This window comes from Mogibacterium pumilum (assembly GCF_002243385.1).
Taxonomy (GTDB): domain Bacteria; phylum Bacillota; class Clostridia; order Peptostreptococcales; family Anaerovoracaceae; genus Mogibacterium; species Mogibacterium pumilum.
In genome coordinates, this window is the sequence record NZ_CP016199.1 from 1036468 (window position 1) to 1054102 (window position 17635).

16 protein-coding genes and 1 tRNA gene are annotated in these 17635 nt (G+C 40.9%); 13 read left to right on the forward strand and 4 right to left on the reverse strand.

The window, feature by feature from the left end:
* On the forward strand, nt 1–1111 hold a 1111-nt coding region (locus AXF17_RS09285; protein ID WP_330398461.1), incomplete at its 5' end, for an NAD(P)/FAD-dependent oxidoreductase.
* 186 nt (nt 1112–1297) lie between these two features.
* Here the strand turns inward: AXF17_RS09285 and dapB are convergent.
* Entirely contained in the window at nt 1298–2092 is a 795-nt protein-coding gene (dapB, locus tag AXF17_RS04970; RefSeq protein WP_094234079.1) for a 4-hydroxy-tetrahydrodipicolinate reductase, read from the reverse strand.
* 58 nt (nt 2093–2150) lie between these two features.
* Nucleotides 2151–2642 (reverse strand): deoxycytidylate deaminase, encoded by a 492-nt coding sequence (locus AXF17_RS04975; protein ID WP_094234080.1) that lies wholly within the window; start codon nt 2640–2642, stop codon nt 2151–2153.
* A gap of 146 nt (nt 2643–2788) precedes the next feature.
* Here AXF17_RS04975 and AXF17_RS04980 point away from each other — a divergent pair, with 146 nt between their 5' ends.
* The 3 genes from AXF17_RS04980 to buk all read left to right on the forward strand — a co-directional run bounded on the left by AXF17_RS04980 (nt 2789) and on the right by buk (nt 7702).
* The gene (locus AXF17_RS04980; RefSeq protein WP_094234081.1) at nt 2789–4651 is read left to right on the forward strand and encodes a DUF2207 domain-containing protein; all 1863 of its coding nucleotides are present in this window, start codon (nt 2789–2791) and stop codon (nt 4649–4651) included.
* 30 nt (nt 4652–4681) lie between these two features.
* Nucleotides 4682–6565: a translational GTPase TypA gene (typA, locus tag AXF17_RS04985; protein WP_094234082.1), complete on the forward strand. Its 1884-nt coding sequence runs from the start codon at nt 4682–4684 to the stop codon at nt 6563–6565.
* A gap of 78 nt (nt 6566–6643) precedes the next feature.
* Nucleotides 6644–7702: a butyrate kinase gene (gene buk, locus AXF17_RS04990; RefSeq protein WP_094234083.1), complete on the forward strand. Its 1059-nt coding sequence runs from the start codon at nt 6644–6646 to the stop codon at nt 7700–7702.
* A 72-nt stretch (nt 7703–7774) separates the two neighbouring features.
* On the opposite strand, the gene AXF17_RS04995 is transcribed toward buk, so the two are convergent.
* Entirely contained in the window at nt 7775–9052 is a 1278-nt protein-coding gene (locus tag AXF17_RS04995) for an L-cysteine desulfidase family protein (RefSeq protein WP_094234084.1), read from the reverse strand.
* A gap of 127 nt (nt 9053–9179) precedes the next feature.
* Between AXF17_RS04995 and AXF17_RS05000 the strand changes: the two genes are divergently transcribed.
* From AXF17_RS05000 to AXF17_RS05010, 3 genes are all read left to right on the forward strand, one after another.
* A tRNA-Ser gene (locus AXF17_RS05000) sits at nt 9180–9267 on the forward strand.
* A gap of 264 nt (nt 9268–9531) precedes the next feature.
* Nucleotides 9532–9891, forward strand: a complete 360-nt coding sequence (locus AXF17_RS05005) for a VOC family protein (protein WP_094234085.1) — start codon at nt 9532–9534, stop codon at nt 9889–9891.
* 173 nt (nt 9892–10064) lie between these two features.
* Entirely contained in the window at nt 10065–10487 is a 423-nt protein-coding gene (locus AXF17_RS05010) for a MerR family transcriptional regulator (RefSeq protein ID WP_094234086.1), read from the forward strand.
* A gap of 148 nt (nt 10488–10635) precedes the next feature.
* Here AXF17_RS05010 and AXF17_RS05015 read toward each other — a convergent pair whose 3' ends face one another.
* Nucleotides 10636–11349, reverse strand: coding sequence for a TraX family protein (locus tag AXF17_RS05015; protein ID WP_094234087.1), 714 nt, complete (start codon nt 11347–11349; stop codon nt 10636–10638).
* Nucleotides 11350–11700: 351 nt separating this feature from the next.
* Here AXF17_RS05015 and AXF17_RS05020 point away from each other — a divergent pair, with 351 nt between their 5' ends.
* The 6 genes from AXF17_RS05020 (at nt 11701) to AXF17_RS05045 (ending at nt 17311) form a co-directional block, all read left to right on the forward strand.
* Nucleotides 11701–12852, forward strand: a complete 1152-nt coding sequence (locus tag AXF17_RS05020) for a double-cubane-cluster-containing anaerobic reductase (protein WP_094234088.1) — start codon at nt 11701–11703, stop codon at nt 12850–12852.
* Nucleotides 12853–12930: 78 nt separating this feature from the next.
* Entirely contained in the window at nt 12931–13833 is a 903-nt protein-coding gene (locus tag AXF17_RS05025) for a D-alanyl-D-alanine carboxypeptidase family protein (RefSeq protein WP_094234089.1), read from the forward strand.
* Nucleotides 13834–13835: 2 nt separating this feature from the next.
* A complete protein-coding gene (locus AXF17_RS05030) occupies nt 13836–14153 on the forward strand; it encodes a GIY-YIG nuclease family protein (RefSeq protein WP_330398462.1) in 318 nt (105 codons plus the stop codon).
* Nucleotides 14154–14326: 173 nt separating this feature from the next.
* Complete coding sequence (locus tag AXF17_RS05035) at nt 14327–15766, forward strand: alanine/glycine:cation symporter family protein (protein ID WP_094234090.1); 1440 nt, start codon at nt 14327–14329, stop codon at nt 15764–15766.
* 145 nt (nt 15767–15911) lie between these two features.
* A complete protein-coding gene (locus AXF17_RS05040) occupies nt 15912–16535 on the forward strand; it encodes an SDR family oxidoreductase (protein WP_094234091.1) in 624 nt (207 codons plus the stop codon).
* A 17-nt stretch (nt 16536–16552) separates the two neighbouring features.
* Nucleotides 16553–17311, forward strand: a complete 759-nt coding sequence (locus AXF17_RS05045; protein WP_094234092.1) for an acyl-[acyl-carrier-protein] thioesterase — start codon at nt 16553–16555, stop codon at nt 17309–17311.
* Nucleotides 17312–17635 lie beyond the last annotated feature (324 nt).

The window sequence follows — 17635 nt, forward strand, 5'->3', positions numbered from 1 at the left end:
ACTCAAGTCTGTAACTATCACTTCTTCAGATGGAAGTGAAGAGGTTCTTGAGACCAATGCGATGATTCTTGCTACTGGTCACAGCGCCAGAGATACGTACGAGTTAATCAAAGCTTCGAATCTTGAGATGGAGCAGAAACCTCTTTCTATAGGAGTTAGAATGGAGCATCCCCAAGAACTAATCGACAGAGCTCAATATGGTTCTGAGGACAGGCTTCCTCCGGCAGAATACAAAGTATCGTATAAAGCTAGCAACGGAAGGGGCGTATATTCATTCTGCATGTGTCCTGGAGGAGAGGTCGTAACGTGCACGACTAATTCCGGTGAAGTCTGCGTTAATGGCATGAGCAACAAAAGGAGAGATAGCGGTATAGCTAATAGCGGAATCCTTTGCGACGTTAGAGTAAGCGATTACGAATCGGAGGATGTACTAGCAGGAATAAGGTTCCAGCAGAAGTACGAAAGGCTAGCTTTTGAAAATGGTGGTGGGAACTACAAGCCTCCAACATGCACAATGGAAGAATTTCTATCTGGTAAAGCAGATAAGGTCATAGCATCTCTTCCAGACTTTGCGTATGAGGCGATTAGAGAGGCGGTTCCGAATTTCGCCAAGAAGATTCATGGGTATGACAGCCCAAACGCTTTGATAAAAGCCGTAGAAACTAGAAGCTCTGCACCTTTAAGAGTATTGAGAGATAGAGAGACAGGCGAGAGCACAACTATTTCAGGTATCTATCCTGCAGGTGAAGGATGTGGATATGCTGGCGGAATAACATCTGCGGCATGCGACGGCTTGAAGCAGGCAGATAAGGTGATAGAGCGGTTTGTGAAGCCTGTAATGTGCACATCTGACAAATTATTTAATCAAATAAAACAGCTTTCTATTAATGTTACCGAGGAAAACTATCATGCATACAATAAGCAGGGATATGACATTTTGATTAAAATAAAAGCTATGGGTACTACACAAAAACAAGCTTATAACCTGCTTTTTAAGTATCATAATAGTTTAGAGGAAGGTCTAAATAAAGAGTGGATAGCAGACATATTAGATTATGTATGTGGGTACTGTGCTCCGGAGAAATACATTTGGAAGAATAGCGTGGAGTAGACGCTACTTTGAATTCTAAATTATTTGAAGGACTAGCAGACCGCTTAATGGAGGAAATATGAATAGGTTGATGCTATGATCATGATGGATGAAAAAACTTCTGCTACACTTTAAATGCGGTCTATAAACAACAAGTAAAGGAGCAGAAGTAAATATATTCGCTATGGATTGATTGACATAAATAATCTACAGTCCAAAGCAATCCTGAACCGTATATGATCCAACTGGCTGCTTGCTGAGGTAAACAGCACAATCTACTGCACCTGCAGCAAAGCACTTGAAGCTCTGGGAGTGATGAGTAATCTCAAGTCTCTCGCCCAGACCTACGAAATATGTCGTATGGCTGCTTGAGATATCTCCGCCTCTGATGGAGTGAAAAGCAATCTCGCCATGCTCGCGAGGGCATCTACCTTGTCTGCCATATCTATCTACATCATGGAGCGATTCGCTTCTAGTTTTAGCTACGAGCTCACCGATTTCTTTAGCAGTACCACTAGGTGAGTCAAGCTTAGTACCATCGTGCATGTCGAGTATTTCAACATCCACATCACCAGCTAATTTCGTGGCATCTTCGATTAGTTTATACATAACATTTACAAGTCTAGATGTATTAGCCGCAAGCATTACAGGGATTATATTACCTGCTTCTTCAAATGCTTTCCTCTGTTCTTGGCTAAAACCCGTAGTTCCGCAGATGAGTGATTTCTTGTGTTTTTTTGCAGCCTCGAGTGTAATCATTGCCTGTTCAACAGTGGCAAAATCGATTATGACATCGCATTCGTCTATTAGCTCTTCAATGTCAGAAACGACAGGAGCACCTAGCACTCTGCCGACCATAGCGACTTCTCCAATATCCTTGCCGATGTAATCTCTATCAGCAGGAGCGACACCACCGACGATAATGATGTCTTCGCGGTCTGCAGCAATCGCTGTGATTAGGCGACCCATTTTGCCGCGAGGACCAACAACTAGAAGTTTCATAATAGTACCTCCAATTAACAAAATATTTCCTTAATAATAATCATAATAAAATTAAGAGCTATCTATCAAGCTCATTTTCGAAGTTTAGTACGAGATTCTTCTCCCTTGGCGTGAGCCTGCGAAGCTTGATTCCCGCCATGCCGAGGATCCTTTTAGATGCTAGGGTAGACTTTTCATTAGCATATTTATCATTTAGATACACGACTTCCTTGATTCCGGACTGAATGATTGCCTTAGCACATTCGTTGCACGGGAATAGACCAACGTATATTGTTGCGCCTCTCAGCGATTTGCCTCCTGAATTTAAGATTGCATTTAGCTCAGCATGAACAACGTAAGGGTACTTGGTATCCTCGCCAGTTCTGTTCCACGGCAGATTATCATCCGAACATCCAACAGGGAATCCGTTGTAGCCTGTGGAAAGAATCACATTGTTGCTATCGACAATGCACGCTCCAACCTGTGTGTTTGGATCCTTGCTTCGCTTAGCTGCAAGAAGGGAAACTCCCATGAAATATTCATCCCATGATATATAATCTTGTCTTTTCATATTGCGCCCTCGTTAATATAGTATCTATCATGTATTTTATACTAAGGTGCACGGTGTATCAACCATTCTATGATCCTTTGAATTATTGTGCTGAACCCTTTTATAGGGTATAATACTAAGAAGTATTGCCTAGAAGGAGACGTTTAATGACGAGCAACAATAGAGCGTTGTCAAACACATATAAATACTTAGTGAAAATGGTTCTAATAATCGTAATTTTGAGCTTCAGCCAGGGTTTGTTCCGAGCTGAATCTTTCGGTGCAACTAAGGACAACAGCTATGAAATCAACAACTATGATTTTAAGGCGGTTGTTAAGAAGAACCACAATTACGAAGTTACAAAGCAGATAACCGTAAATCTTCCGAATAATCTTTCGGAGCTTAAATTTGACGTACCCGCAGGAAACTACATGATTAGCGATGTAGATGTTAAGGGTACTGATTTTTCTTTGGCAAAAAATGGCTCAAAGTATAACATCATAATTAAGGATAAAAAAAACTTAAGGAAGGGGAGTCATACATTCCATATCACTTACGTCGTAAAAGAGTATGCGGATAAGAATAAGAACTATGATTTATTCTATTTGACTGTACTCTCGCCAGACTGGGAGGTTCCAATCCAAAATTTCAAGTTCACCCTTGTTCTGCCTGAAGACTTTCCATGGGACGACCTTCAGTATTACGCTGGTCAGTTCGGATCACAGGACGTATCGAACAAGATGTCGTACTCGATAGAAGAAAATACGATTACAATGAGAGGATCGCTTATCCCTTCGGACTTCGGTATCACATTTAAGGCGGAACTTCCTGATGGATATTGGAAGAATCCTCTCAATAACGAGTGGACAATTGGCTTAGGCGGAGTTCTCTTCGTGGCTGCAGCTGCTTTGACGCTGGTTTTATGGCTTGCAGGCGGAAGGGATCCTAAGTTCAAGAAAAAGGTCCTTGCGGATCCTATCGACGGAATATCAACTGCAGACGTAGCATATGTATTTAACGGTCAGCTCTCAATTAGAGACATAGTGCCGCTTATAGTTAGACTTGGAATGGCCGGCTGTCTTAAGGTGATTGAATACGCGCCAAAGAAATATAAGTTAGTTAAACTCAAGGCACCTTCAATCGATGAAGATCGCTATATTCGTTCAATATATACAGAGATTTTTGAAGATGTATACGAGGGAAGAGCTATCGAGATGGAAGACATCGGAGTTAAGCTCAAGAGGATTCTACACGATGTAGAAAGCAGTGTTGCATGTGGTTATAATTCTCGTGAGATGAGGGCAAGTACGACTATATCTAGATTATTTAGACACGTGGGAATTATTGCTATTTCACTTGCGATTGCGGCGGTTCCAGTACTTACTTCCATGTACGTATACGAAGAGGATATAAAATACGGACTATCGGCGGGACTTTTCGTTTTCTCCATGTGCGTTCTGTCAATTATCGCTAGGCGCTTTGATTTAAGGTACGATATGGATTGGAATCACTTCAAGGCATCTATCAGTATGTATTCTGCACTTTATGCGGTAGAGCTGATCTATGTAGGATATCTGGTGTATAAGTGCAACAAATCGCTAATTATTCCGGTGCTTATACTAGTGACAGGAGCAATTGGAGCAATTATGACTTGCCTTATGTCAGCGAGAGCGCGTGAAAATGCTCGTCTTGCAAATAGAATGATGGGTATACGTAACTTTATCGAGGAAGCGCAGCCTAGAGATATCTTGGTAATGCGACAGTCAAATCCCGAATATTTCTACGAGATGTTACCTTATGCTATGCAATTCTCACAGTATGAGATATGGGCGCAGAAATTCAGAGGCTTTAAGGTTTCAGCACCAGAATGGTTTGAAATCGTTACTGAGGGACGCACCTCTACAAGTAACGTTGCCAGCGGTGATGTCGAGACTTTAGCAAGAGAGCTTCACCAATTTGAAAGAACGATAGAAAGCGTTTACTACGTGATAAACCGCAGAAGGAGATTTTTCCTCAGCTCGGGTAGATAAATATTGTATAGCCGGTTAGAAGGGATAACGATGGGAGAAAAGAATAAAATAATTAATATCGCTGTAATTGCACACGTTGATGCAGGAAAATCCACACTAGTTGATGCTCTGCTCGCACAATCTCATGTATTTAGAGATAATGAAGAAGTTGTAGAATGTGTAATGGATAGTGATGCAATCGAGAGAGAACGAGGAATTACCATATATTCCAAGAACTGCTCGATAATGTATAAGGACTACAAGATTAATATTGTAGATACGCCAGGACACGCTGATTTCAGCTCTGAAGTAGAGCGTATAATGAAGACGGTTGATACGGTAATTCTGCTTGTGGATTCTAGTGAAGGTCCAATGCCTCAGACTAGATTCGTACTCAATAAGTCGCTCGAGCAGGGACTAAACCCAATACTATTTATCAACAAGATAGACAAGAAGGATGCTAGAATAGATGAAGTTGTAGATGAGGTGTATGAGCTGTTCATGGACCTCGAGGCGAATGATGAACAGCTAGACTTCCCGATTATGTATGGTATTGCCAGACAGGGAATAGCTGTAAGCGACCCAAGCGAGGTTGCAGACATCATGGTCGATGATGGTACAACCAAGATCAAGAAGAGCCCAAAGGGATATGGTGACTTCAATATAGAGCCGCTGCTTGATAAGATTGTTGAACACTGTGAGACTTATCCTGATCTTAGAGAAGAACCACTACAGCTACAGATTTCATCGCTTGCTTACGATGATTATATCGGCAGACTCGGAATCGGTAGAATCACTAGAGGTACTTTCAAGGCGGCGCAGCAGGTTGTAGTCATGAAAGACGAGGAAGAATCGTACAATGCCAAGATAAATCAGGTGTTTGTATATAGAGGTCTTCAGCGAATGTCTGTTGACGAAGCTGAGTGCGGAGATATCGTCGTTGTATCGGGCATTTCCGATATCTCGATAGGAGAGACTATCTGTAACCCGGAACACCCTGAATCTCTTGGAAATATCATTATCGAAGAACCAACTCTATCGATGAACTTTATGGTTAACTCTTCGCCATTTGCCGGCAAAGTGGGTAAATATGTAACGAGTAGACACATCAAAGAGAGGCTGGAGAAGGAACTCGAGGTTAACGTTGGTCTTGTTGTAGAACCTACGGATTCAACTGATGCATTCAAGGTGTCAGGAAGAGGTGAGCTTCACCTGTCAATTCTTATTGAAAACATGCGCCGTGAAGGTTACGAACTAGCGGTATCCAAGCCTGAGGTTGTAACTAAGCGTGGAGATAATGGAGAGGTTCTAGAGCCTGTTGAAGAGGTTGTTGTAAGCGTTCCGGATGAATACTCTGGTTCGGTTATTTCCAAACTCAATATTCGTAAGGGTATGATGAAACAGATGATGAGCGAAGGAAATGGATATTCCAAAATCGAATATTCAGTTCCAACTCGTGGACTCATGGGCTATAGAAGTGAGTTCATCAACGATACTCATGGTGAAGGAACTATGGTTAGACGATTTGAGGGGTTTGAGCCATGGAAGGGCGAGATTCCGGAGCGTACTAACGGCGTAGCTGTATCGCAGGAAGAAGGAAATTGTACACCTTATGCGATATTTAACATTCAGGAACGTGTTCAGATGTTCGTAGAACCTGGAACTCACGTTTATGAAGGTATGATAGTAGGCATGAACTCTAGAGGCGAAGACATGGTAGTAAATCCAAGCAAAGCCAAGAGAGTTTCAAATATGCGTGCGGCAGGTAGCGATGATACAATCAAGCTTACTCCGCCAAGAACATTTACCCTCGAAGAAGCGCTCGAATTCATCAATGGAGATGAGCTTGTAGAAGTAACTCCTGATGACATTAGACTTCGCAAGAAACTCCTAAAAGAGATTGAGAGACGCAAAGCGGGTAATAAAAATAAATAGTCATGTTATCACGTTCGAAAGTATTTATACTAAGGACATGATTAAAATATAGAGGTAACGAAAGGAGAAATTGGTAACATGAAGATTCTTGTAATCAACCCTGGTGCAACATCCACAAAGATTGCTGTATACGAGAATGATCAGGAGCTTATGCGCGTAGGTATTGACCACGATGCTGCTGAGATGGATAAGTATGCAAACATCGTAGATCAGATGCCATTCCGTCGCGACGTAATTATGAAGACTCTCGAGGAGAAAGGCTACAAACTCGAGGACTTCGACGCAATTTGTGGTCGTGGTGGACTATTTAAGCACATTCCATCCGGAACTTACATCGTTAACGATGCAGTTATCAGAGATATTAAGAACCCACCTTACGGTGAGCACGCAGCTAACCTCGGAGCATACATTTCCAAAGAGCTTGCAGACAAAGTTGGAATTCCTGCTTTCTTCGTAGACCCTGTTTGCGTAGATGAGCTAGATGATATTGCTAGATACACCGGACTAAAGGGTATGGAGAGACAGAGCTTCTTCCACGCACTTAACCAGAAGTCTGTTGCTAGAAAGGCAGCAAAGCAAATCGGAAAGCCATATGAGGAGCTAAACCTAATCGTTGCTCATCTCGGTGGTGGAGTATCCGTTGCAGCTCATAAGAAGGGTAGAGTTGTAGACGTATTCAACGTAAAGGACGAAGGTTCAATGGGTATGGATAGAGGTGGATCTCTTCCTGCAAATGCTCTTGTTAACCTATGCTTCTCTGGAAAGACTAAAGATGAAGTTAAGAAGATTATCGGTCACGAGGCTGGCGTATTTTCTTACACAGGAACAAAGGATTTCCGTACAGTCGAAGATAAGGCGTTTGATGAGGGTAATCAGGAGTGTTTAGGTGCATTCAGAGCTATCTCATACCAGTTATCTAAGGATATCGGTGCGATGTCAGCAGTTCTTCGTTCCGATGTAGACGCAATCGTTTATACTGGTGGAATGGCTTACAGTGATAAGTTCTGCGAAGATATTACTTCTTACGTAGGAAAGATTGCTCCAGTTCTAAGATTCCCTGGTGAGGAAGAGATGAAGTCTCTTGCTGAGGGTGCTATCAGAGCTCTTGAGTCAAAGGAATACAAGATTTACGAATAGTAAAACTTGAATCGATTTTCAAGCGGAATCGAATAAGGATAAAAGCGGACGGCATTGCCGTCCGCTTTGTCGCTATAACTTTGATTTCATAATATCTAGAATCGTCTCCTCTGTCTTAATCATTCCAGGAGAAGCGATTAAGCCCATATTATGCATAGTCTCTTCAGGTGTAGAACCGTTGATGCCGTGTAGGTTTTCTATACATATGCCGGCCATTGCAAAGTCTTTTGAGCGAAAAGCCGTATCCACAGCAGAAACACCCTTCATAACACAGCCATGATTTCCGCCATCACAGATCATTCCAGTTATGCTACTAGCCATGTTGTTGAGACATCTGTACATCGCATCAGTATCGCCTCCATCAAGGTAAACGAGAGCAGTGGCCATGCCGCTACCAGCAGCTATAGCACATCCGCAAAAAGCAGACAGCTTGCCAGAGTACTCCTTTATATATGTACAGACCAGATAGCTAAGAGCAGTTGCTCGAATAAGTTTCTCCTCTTCGATATTATGGATTTTACAGTAGCCGTATAGAGGAAGTGTAGCGATAATACCGTGCGCACCAGAGCCCGTAATACTCATCGCAGGAGCATCGAGGCCGAGAACTCTAGCCTCAATAGTAGCGTTACAGAGCAGATTTGCTGTATTTACATCGTTATCACTGATAGTCTTATTACCGTTAATGGCATAAAGTGATTTTGCAAAAGTCGTGCGGTCACTCGCCATGGACATATCATAAAGGTTAAGGTTAACCTTGTAAGCATCTTTTATAAACGCTATATCTTCAAATGGGACTTCGTTGATCAGGTTCACAAAATCTTGAAGAGTGTACTTGTGAATTATCGGTGGCTCGGTCGATTCAAACTGCTCATCAGTAGGAGAATCGCTACCTTGTATAATCCTTCCGTTGTGTTTTATGCATGTAATGTTGGTGTGATTATCCCAAATGATTACCTCAGCAGATTCATCGTCACAGTGAGCAACTGCCTCGATATGTATCCGGCTGCTAACTTCCGATAGAACAACTTTAATGTGGCCGTCCGCAATCATCTTCTCGGCAGCTTCGTTATCTTTAGGGGTAACCGACGAAAGGCACTCGAGACCCTTAGAAGGGTCGGCAGCGATTGCACCTAGCGCGGCGGCATATAGATTGCCTAGGTGAGGACTATTTGGTATGCCGCAGGTAAAAGCATTCTTGTATATACCACTGTTAAGTCTAAGTTCTATGCTCTCTGCCTCACCGCCAAGGTGCGAACAGGCTGTGGAAACAGCAAAAGCGATAGCTCCAGGTTCAGTAACACCGAGTGCAGGCTTCATATCAGATTTTAATAGTTCTATAAGCTCGTGCATATGAGACTCCTTTCTATCTATATTATAATAATACCATACACGTGAATATAATAACGGCTTGCGTTTAAATTCCGTTTATGTTAATCTAGTTAGGCATGATTTGAATACGAGTGCATTAGCTGCGTGTGGAGGATTGACCGAGTGGCTAAGGAGCCTGATTGGAAATCAGGTAAGGCGTAACAGCCCCGTGGGTTCGAGTCCCATGTCCTCCGCCAAAAGAGACGAGTAAGCTCGTCTCTTTTTTATACAACAGGGAAGGGACGAGAAGCCACGGGTTCCCGTGAGGTTCGATTATGACCTAGCCCGACGATTGCCGAACGAAGTGAAGGCAGAGCCGGTTAATATTTCAATATGCATAAACAATCGAAATAACTTAATCAAATTCAAATAGTATCAAATGAATTACTCGTTTGAATTTCTGCCAGGATAATCGCTAGTGCTATTGAATTTCTGTTTGTTTACAATTTAAAGGAGAAAACATGTTTACTTTTAACCATTTTAATTTCAACGTATTAGATTTGGAACGCAGCCTCGCGTTCTACGAGAAGGCACTAGGACTAAAGCCAGTCAGTGAAAAGCACGGTGACAACTTTACTCTTGTCTATCTTGGTGATGGAAAAACTGATTTTCAGCTAGAACTTACATATATTCATGATCGCAAGGATCCGTATAATCTTGGAGAACAAGAGTTTCATCTTGCAATGACTATTGATGATATTGAAGCAGCAGTTAAGCTTCATGAGGAATTGGACTGTATTGTCTTTGTCAATGAGGGTATGGGAATCTATTTTATTGAAGATCCGGATGGATATTGGATTGAGATTATTCCAACAAAATAGTGGCAATAGGCTCCATATTATATACGTTTTTATAAAATTAAGAGACGAGGACAATTGGTTTTGTCTTTTTTATATTAAAGTGATTAAGAAACAGTTTTGTACATAATAAAAACAATTCACAACGATTTTCTTCCCATCCTATATAATCTTATTAAAGGATAATAGGTGGGGCTATGAAATATTCAATCGGAGAAGTTGCGGAATTCTTGCACATATCACGTGATATGGTTCGTTACTATGAGAAGCGGGGCATGATTTTCTCGGAGCGCAATGAAACCAATAATTACCGCACATATGACAACATGGCAGTATTTGGACTGCTTGATGCGATTCAGCATAAGAATCTGAACATGAGTATCAGAGAGATAGAGGCGATGCGAAGTGGCGATTATGAGCATAACATGTCTCATTATCTCAATGAGTATTATGATGAGCTTAAGGCTAATATTGCCTATGGGGCAACGCTTCTTAAGCGTATTGAAGAACTCAAAGCACGGTATGCAGCTGGTAATCAGAATATTGGGAATTACTGGATTCGAAGCATTCCCGGGTTTTATAGATACCACGTTGCAGATGGTAGGTCGAAATATTCCTAACTCCATATTTCGCACTTGCAAAAAGGTCTGATTCATCGAATCAGGCCTTTAGCATTTTATTTCTTATTATTAGCTCGTATAGTGGAAATTTCGTTTATATTCCTTGAGCTTATTTTGTATATGATCTTCTTTTCTATTTTCCTATGTGTTATATTCCGAATTTCATTCTGATGATTCCTAGAATTAGTAGGTGTACAGGATAGAATAGGTAGTTTACTAGCTTATACTGCTTTCCTCTCTTTCCATTGTAAGTGAGAACTAAACCGTATCCGAGTAGAGCCCAAGGTTCTTTAAACATAGATGCGAAGCAAAATGGGATTGCTAACAGTTCTCTGCCGTGGAATAAGTAGAAGAAATATGCAATTAGTATACCGTGATAGTCATAGTCTACACTGAAGTACATTGATAATCCGATTCCAGCTATCAATACTGGGATAGATGCTAAGAACCAGAAAAACTTATGTACTGACGTCATCTTTTCCTTGAGGACATCAATAACCCAAATTGTTACAAGCATTAGGGCAAGTGTAAACATTACGTTGTTCCAGTTCTTATCGTAGTACTCGGCAGTTGCAAACATATCAAATGGAACTTCTGAGATTAGTCCGAATAAGAGGAGGCTTCCGAGGTATTTCCACTTATTTCTCGTTCTGAAATATCCTTCTACTAATAGGAATGCGAAGATTGGGAAGGCTATTCTGCCTAATATATCAAATACATCACTTAAGATATTTATTTTTCCTCCCGTTAAGTTCGGATATAGAAGTGCTTTATTTGCATGATCGATAAGCATTGAAAGGAATGCGATATATTTAAGCTGCGCACCAGAAAAAACTTTGATTTTATCTATCTTATCATTCATGATTAATTCTCCTAATTTCACAATGACGGTGAGTCATTTCATGTACTATAGCATTTTAAAATACCGGTGCATAGTGGGTTGTGCACAATTTAATAAATACTTAATAAGGGATTAATATACCTACAACTATAGGCAAAATTAAAAATACTGACTGCAATATAAGAAAAGCCAATATCTCTAAAACCGCTGAAAAATACGTGTTTGTAAAATTGAAACTGTGTCTTAATTGGTGTAAAATTTAACAATGTAGATAAGTGTAATTATTGAGCGATAATCCGTGATTTTATACAAGTGAACTATTGTAATCTTAAAGTGAACGATACAAAATCGAACTGTATATGGAGGTTGGAAATGGAACTTATTAAGGATTTGCCAGAAGTGTTTGAGGCGTTTTCAGAACAGAGGAGAAACTCTTTTCTAACGGTAAAGGAAATCAAGGAGGCAGATACGCCAGTTGTTGGAGCTTACTGCACGTACTTTCCACAGGAAATAGCTATGGCAGCGGGAGCGGCGCCTATCGGACTATGTTCGATGTCCGATGAGACTATTGCTGAAGCTGAGAAAGATTTGCCGGCAAATCTATGTCCGCTAATTAAAGCAAGCTATGGCTTTGCAAAATCTGATAAATGTCCATACTTCCACTTTTCCGACGTTGTTGTAGGGGAGACGACTTGCGATGGTAAGAAGAAAATGTATGAACTTATGGCTGATTTTAAGGAATTGTACCTCATGAATCTCCCTAACAGTCAGGATGAAGAAGGAAGAAAGCTCTGGCGTGCAGAAGTCGTAAAGATCATTAAGTACATGGAAGAAAAATTTGGGGTAAAGATTACAGATGATAAGCTTCGTGAAGCTGTAAGACTCAAGAATAAAGAGAGGGAAGCACAGCGTAAAATCTCTGAGGTAATGATGCATGATCCAGCGCCAATAACTGGAGCGAATCTTTTCACCGCAGTCTACGGCAGCACATTTAAATTCGATAAAGAAGAACTCGTAGAGTCGCTATACAGTCTAGTTGATAGAATTGAGGAAGAGTACACGCAGGGCAATAATTTAGGTAAGCGTTCGCGCATCTTAATTACAGGATGTCCGATGGGGAGTGGAACTATGAAGGTTGTAAATGCAATTGAGGACAATATGGGAGTTGTGGTGTGTTACGAAAACTGCTCTGGTTACAAGAGTTTCGATAGGATTGTAGATGCTGAAGCTGATGATATAATAGGAGCAATCGCAGATAGATACCTTGATATAGGCTGCTCTGTCATGACTCCGAATGAGAATAGGTATGAATTGCTAGGCATGTTAATCGATCAATATAAAGTCGATGGTGTTATCGACATGTCGCTTACAGCCTGTCTGACGTATAATATCGAATCTAAATCTATCGGAAAGTTTGTAACCGAGGAGAAAGGTATCCCATACTTAAGTTTGGAAACCGATTACTCGCATGCGGATGTGGGACAACTAAACACTAGAATTACGGCATTCCTAGAGATGTTGTAATGTGACGGTCGCATTATTGGCTAGAGTTTGCCGCTACGCTGGTGAGTACGCTTTGCTGTGAAGGATGTATTGGGAAATATGGATAAACGAAAAGTTCTATTTATTATCATGACTATTGCAATCATTTTGTTTGCAACAGTTTGCGTTATGAGTTTTTTATACAATAAAGAAGGTGGAGCGCAAGATATTAAGAGCAAAACAGGGTACAACAGTAGAAGCATCTATGTGTACAATTTGACAGATAGCAAAGTAGAACTTGATATCAATAGCGATGAGAAGCTTCCTATAGCATCCCTAACAAAACTGATGACATGCCGCAAGGCGCTCATAATCATACGGGGCAAAGGCCTGACTTTGGCAGATAACGGGCAGGTTACTGAAGAGGCCGTTAAACTCGTCAAGCGTCAAAGTGAGTATATGGTCGGTTACGAGATAGACGAGAGCACTGATTTTAATGATCTATTTTATGCTATGATTATGCAGTCTGACGGAGCAGCTGCTAATTCGCTGGCGATTCTTATGAGCGGTGATATAGAGAGTTTCGTTAGTGAAATGAATGAAGAGGCAAAAGCTTTAGGTCTTGCAAATACATATTACGAGACGCCCGATGGTGTCTACAAGAAAGGCGAGTACTCGACTGCCGCAGATGTTGCTAGTCTTCTAAGACAGTCACTTCAGGATGCTGAATATTATAGGATTTTCACTACTAGAGCTTACATTTCAACTAAGACTGAACGTCATCCGGATGGAATTAAACTATCTAATGATGTAATATCAGCTTTTGAAAAATACAAAAATAAGGATTTTAAGGTCGTTGGTGGAAAGTTCGGATATACTCCTGAGGCTGGAAAGAGCATTGCTGTATTAGTAGAGAAAAATGGAAAAACATACATAATTGTCATACTTGGATGTTTCCACAAAGGTGGTGACTATGGTCATATGGATGATGTTGTAAAAGCTATGAATAAAATTAACAGGTGATAGTGTTGAGGTATAAATATAAGTCCACTATTAGCAGCAAGATAAAAAGCATAGAACCACTTGAACCTGATGGGTTTTATACGTATATGGTTCTGTGTGCAGATGGCACTCTGTATACTGGCTGGACAGTTAACCTGGCTAAGCGAGTTGAGGCGCATAATAGTGGAAACGGTGCAAAATACACTAGTACAAGATTGCCGGTAAGTCTCGTGTATTATGAAGAGTTTGACAATAAGCGCGAAGCGATGAGTAGAGAGTGGTACATCAAGAAACTTAGCCGAGAAGGAAAAGAGAAGCTAATTAAAGGCTTGCAATTATAAGGTATATAACTGATTTAATTATTAGACAAATAATAGACACATTATTTGTATTATGGTATAATTTCCACGTTGATGCATGATTATTAGAGGAATCGTGCATCAACTTTTTATACCAAAATACTTTTACTTTGTACGTTATAACTTTGCGGACTTATTTTTTAGGGAGAAACTATATGGAAAAAGTTATTAATGATATAGTGCTCGCTATAAGCGATGTACTATATAAGCCTTGGATTGTGCCTTTGCTACTTATAGCTGGTGGATTGTACTTTACGATTCGCACAAAATTCATGCAGCTAAGCATGTTCAAGGAATCGATTAAGGTTGTATCTGAGAAGCCAAAGACTGAAAATGGAATATCTTCGTTTGGTGCGCTTATGGTATCAACGGCATCGAGAGTTGGTACGGGCAACATCATCGGTGTTGCTACAGCTATTATTCTCGGTGGTGCAGGTTCAATTTTTTGGATGTGGATTACAGCCATACTAGGTGGAGCATCTGCGTTTATCGAGTCTACGCTTGCGCAGATTTATAAGAAGAAGAACAGTGATGGCTCCAGCTACGGCGGTCCAGCATATTATATGCGTGATGCAATCAAGCTTTGGGGTATTGGCAAAGTGCTTGGTGCATTCTTCTCTATAATCGTAATATTTACTTATGCAGTTGGATACAATATGCTCGCTGCTTACAATTTACAGTCGACATTCAGCACCTTTAGCTTCTACAATGATAAATCACCAAAGATTATTGGTGTGATTCTCGCGATTGCATTCGGTGCGATTGTTATTGGAGGAGCAAAGAGACTTTCCGACGTAACAAAAGTTCTCGTTCCATTTATGGGTGTCATTTATGTAGGCGTTGCACTAATTGTTATCATCATGAATATCAAGAATGTACCACATATGTTCCAGATGATCTTCAAGAACGCCTTTGATTTCAAGGCTATTTTGGGAGGATTCACAGGTTCATGCATCATGTTCGGATTAAAGAGAGGTCTTTACTCCAATGAGGCAGGTATGGGTTCTGCACCTAACGCTGCTGCTACTGCTGACGTTTCGCACCCAGTAAAGCAAGGGCTGGTACAGATGCTATCTGTATTTATAGATACGCTTCTAATATGTTCGACAACAGCGTTCCTTTGCTTAATCACCGATGTAAATCCACAGAATTATATTGAAGGGGATGCTGCAAATGCTGCAGGTTATGTGCAGGCAGCTATTCATTCGACCCTAGGTAATTTTGGACCGATATTCATTGCAGTGTCGATGTCCTTCTTTGCATTTACCACACTTATTGGCAATTACTCTTACTGTGAAGGCTGCTTGGCATTTGTGCTCAAGAGAAATCTAAAGAGACATGAGGAGTTAATATTTAGGTGTATTGCAATAGTTCTAATCTATGTAGGTGCAGTATCTAAGGCCGATTTAGTATGGAACATGGCTGACATGGCTCAGGGATTCATGGTTATAACAAATATGCCGGTTATCCTGGTACTAGGTGGAATCGCAGTTAAGTGCTTGCGCGACTATAAGAAGCAAAAGAGTACAGGACTTGATCCGCACTTCGTCGCTGCTGATATCGGTATCAAAGAGGAAACGGATTTCTGGAAGTAATAAAGCTTGAACAACTTTAATAAGACGAGTTTAGAGTTTGTGGAGGCCGCTGTGTGTAAATGCACGCATGCGGTCTCTTGATGTTGTGAGAGCTAAGTGATAACATTAAATTTATTCAAAAGCAATAGTTGTGGAGGTCTACGCGATGAGAAAAGGCAAACGAGTTCTGATAACAGACGGTGTAAATTCAGGAGGCGAAATGCTTGTGAGAAGCTTTGCGTCATACGGTGCGTCTATAGCTTTTTTTTACAGTAATTCGTACGATAAGGCTATTGCTTTAAGCAAAAATGCAAGTGCACTCAACATCAGATGCAAGATATCCAATCTCGATTCTCTTTGGTCTGCCCTTGAAGTGCTTAGGGGGTACTTCGATGATGAGTTAGATACTTTGGTATTTAACATTGACATATCAGACAACACTTCCTTTGACGATATGGATGGTGACAAATGGCGCCATGAGGTAATTGCAGAGATTGACGGCTTGTTCTATACGATTAGAGCGTTAAGACCGTTCTTGAATCGAAAGAATAGCAGTATAATCGTAACAGCAGCAAAGGGTGAGAACTCAGGATTTGCTTGCGACATACTTGAATCATATATTGAAGGACTAACTAAATCGTTGTCTAAATCTCTGGGTGCCACAAATATCAGTGTTAATGCAATAATATATGATAAAGGTGGAAATGTAGGAGCACATATTGCTGACGCGGCAAGGCAACTAGCATCTGGCGAATCATCTTTTATAACGGGACAAGTGATTAGGTTATAGATAAAAAGGGGACTAACATGAGATTTAAGGAAAATTATAATATAAGGTCATATGAGGTTGATTTAAATGGGGCTCTCAAACCAATGCAACTTATGCAGCTCCTTCAGGAGTCTGGAGATAGACAGATGAGAGCGGAGGCAGTATCGTACGATGACCTATATACTAAGGAGCACAAGGCATTTGTTGTTAGCCGCATGAATATTGAGGTGTTTGAACCAGTTCATAAGTACTCTGATGTTGAAGTTCAGACGTGGATTATCCCTGGAAAAGGCGCAAATTTTCCTCGTGGGTATGAGATGTTTAAAGATGGGCAGCTGGTTGCCAGAGCTATCTGTAATTGGGCACTTTTAGACACAGTAACTGGAAAACTGATTGCAAGCAAAAATTATGATATGGAATCATATTCTATGGATGCTGAGCCTGAGCTGACAGTTCCAAGGAGATTTAGATTGCCTAAAGATCTAAAGTTTGAAGAGGTTGAAAACTCAAGAGTTACGGTATCGATGATTGATATTAATATGCATATGAATAACACTGTGTACGCATCAAAGCTATACGATAATATTCCTGAGGCGGAGAAATACTTTATTACGTCAATCAATTTAAGATACGTCCACGAGGCACCGCTAGATAGTGAGTTTAAGGTGTACCGTAGCGAAGCTGTTGATCCAGGGGATATGGATCCAAGGGCAGAAAAACTCATTTATTTCTACACAGAAGCTGGTGGAAAGCTGAATCTAGAGGCGGCTGTAGGCCTTAAAAAAGTAAAGATTTAAGCGCATAATAAACAAACGATAAATCGAGAATAGATTAATAATTAAATTAGCGAAGAAAGACTGTCTGAAAGCAGCCTTTCTTTTTTTAGTGTGCCTGGCATGGCACAGTTCTTACTGGTGAGAGTCCAGTCACGGGTATTTACCGCCAAGTGTAGCGAACCGCAAGCGGAAAGCAGTAATGCTCAAGTGAAGGAAGCGGTGTAGCAAAGCCATCGAGCCTACGAACAGAAACCGGATACAAGGCTAAACGGCGGGTGAGGTTGCTACACAAACCGAAGCCCAAAAGGTAAACGTATCACCGAGACAGTAAATCCGGAGGTTGTG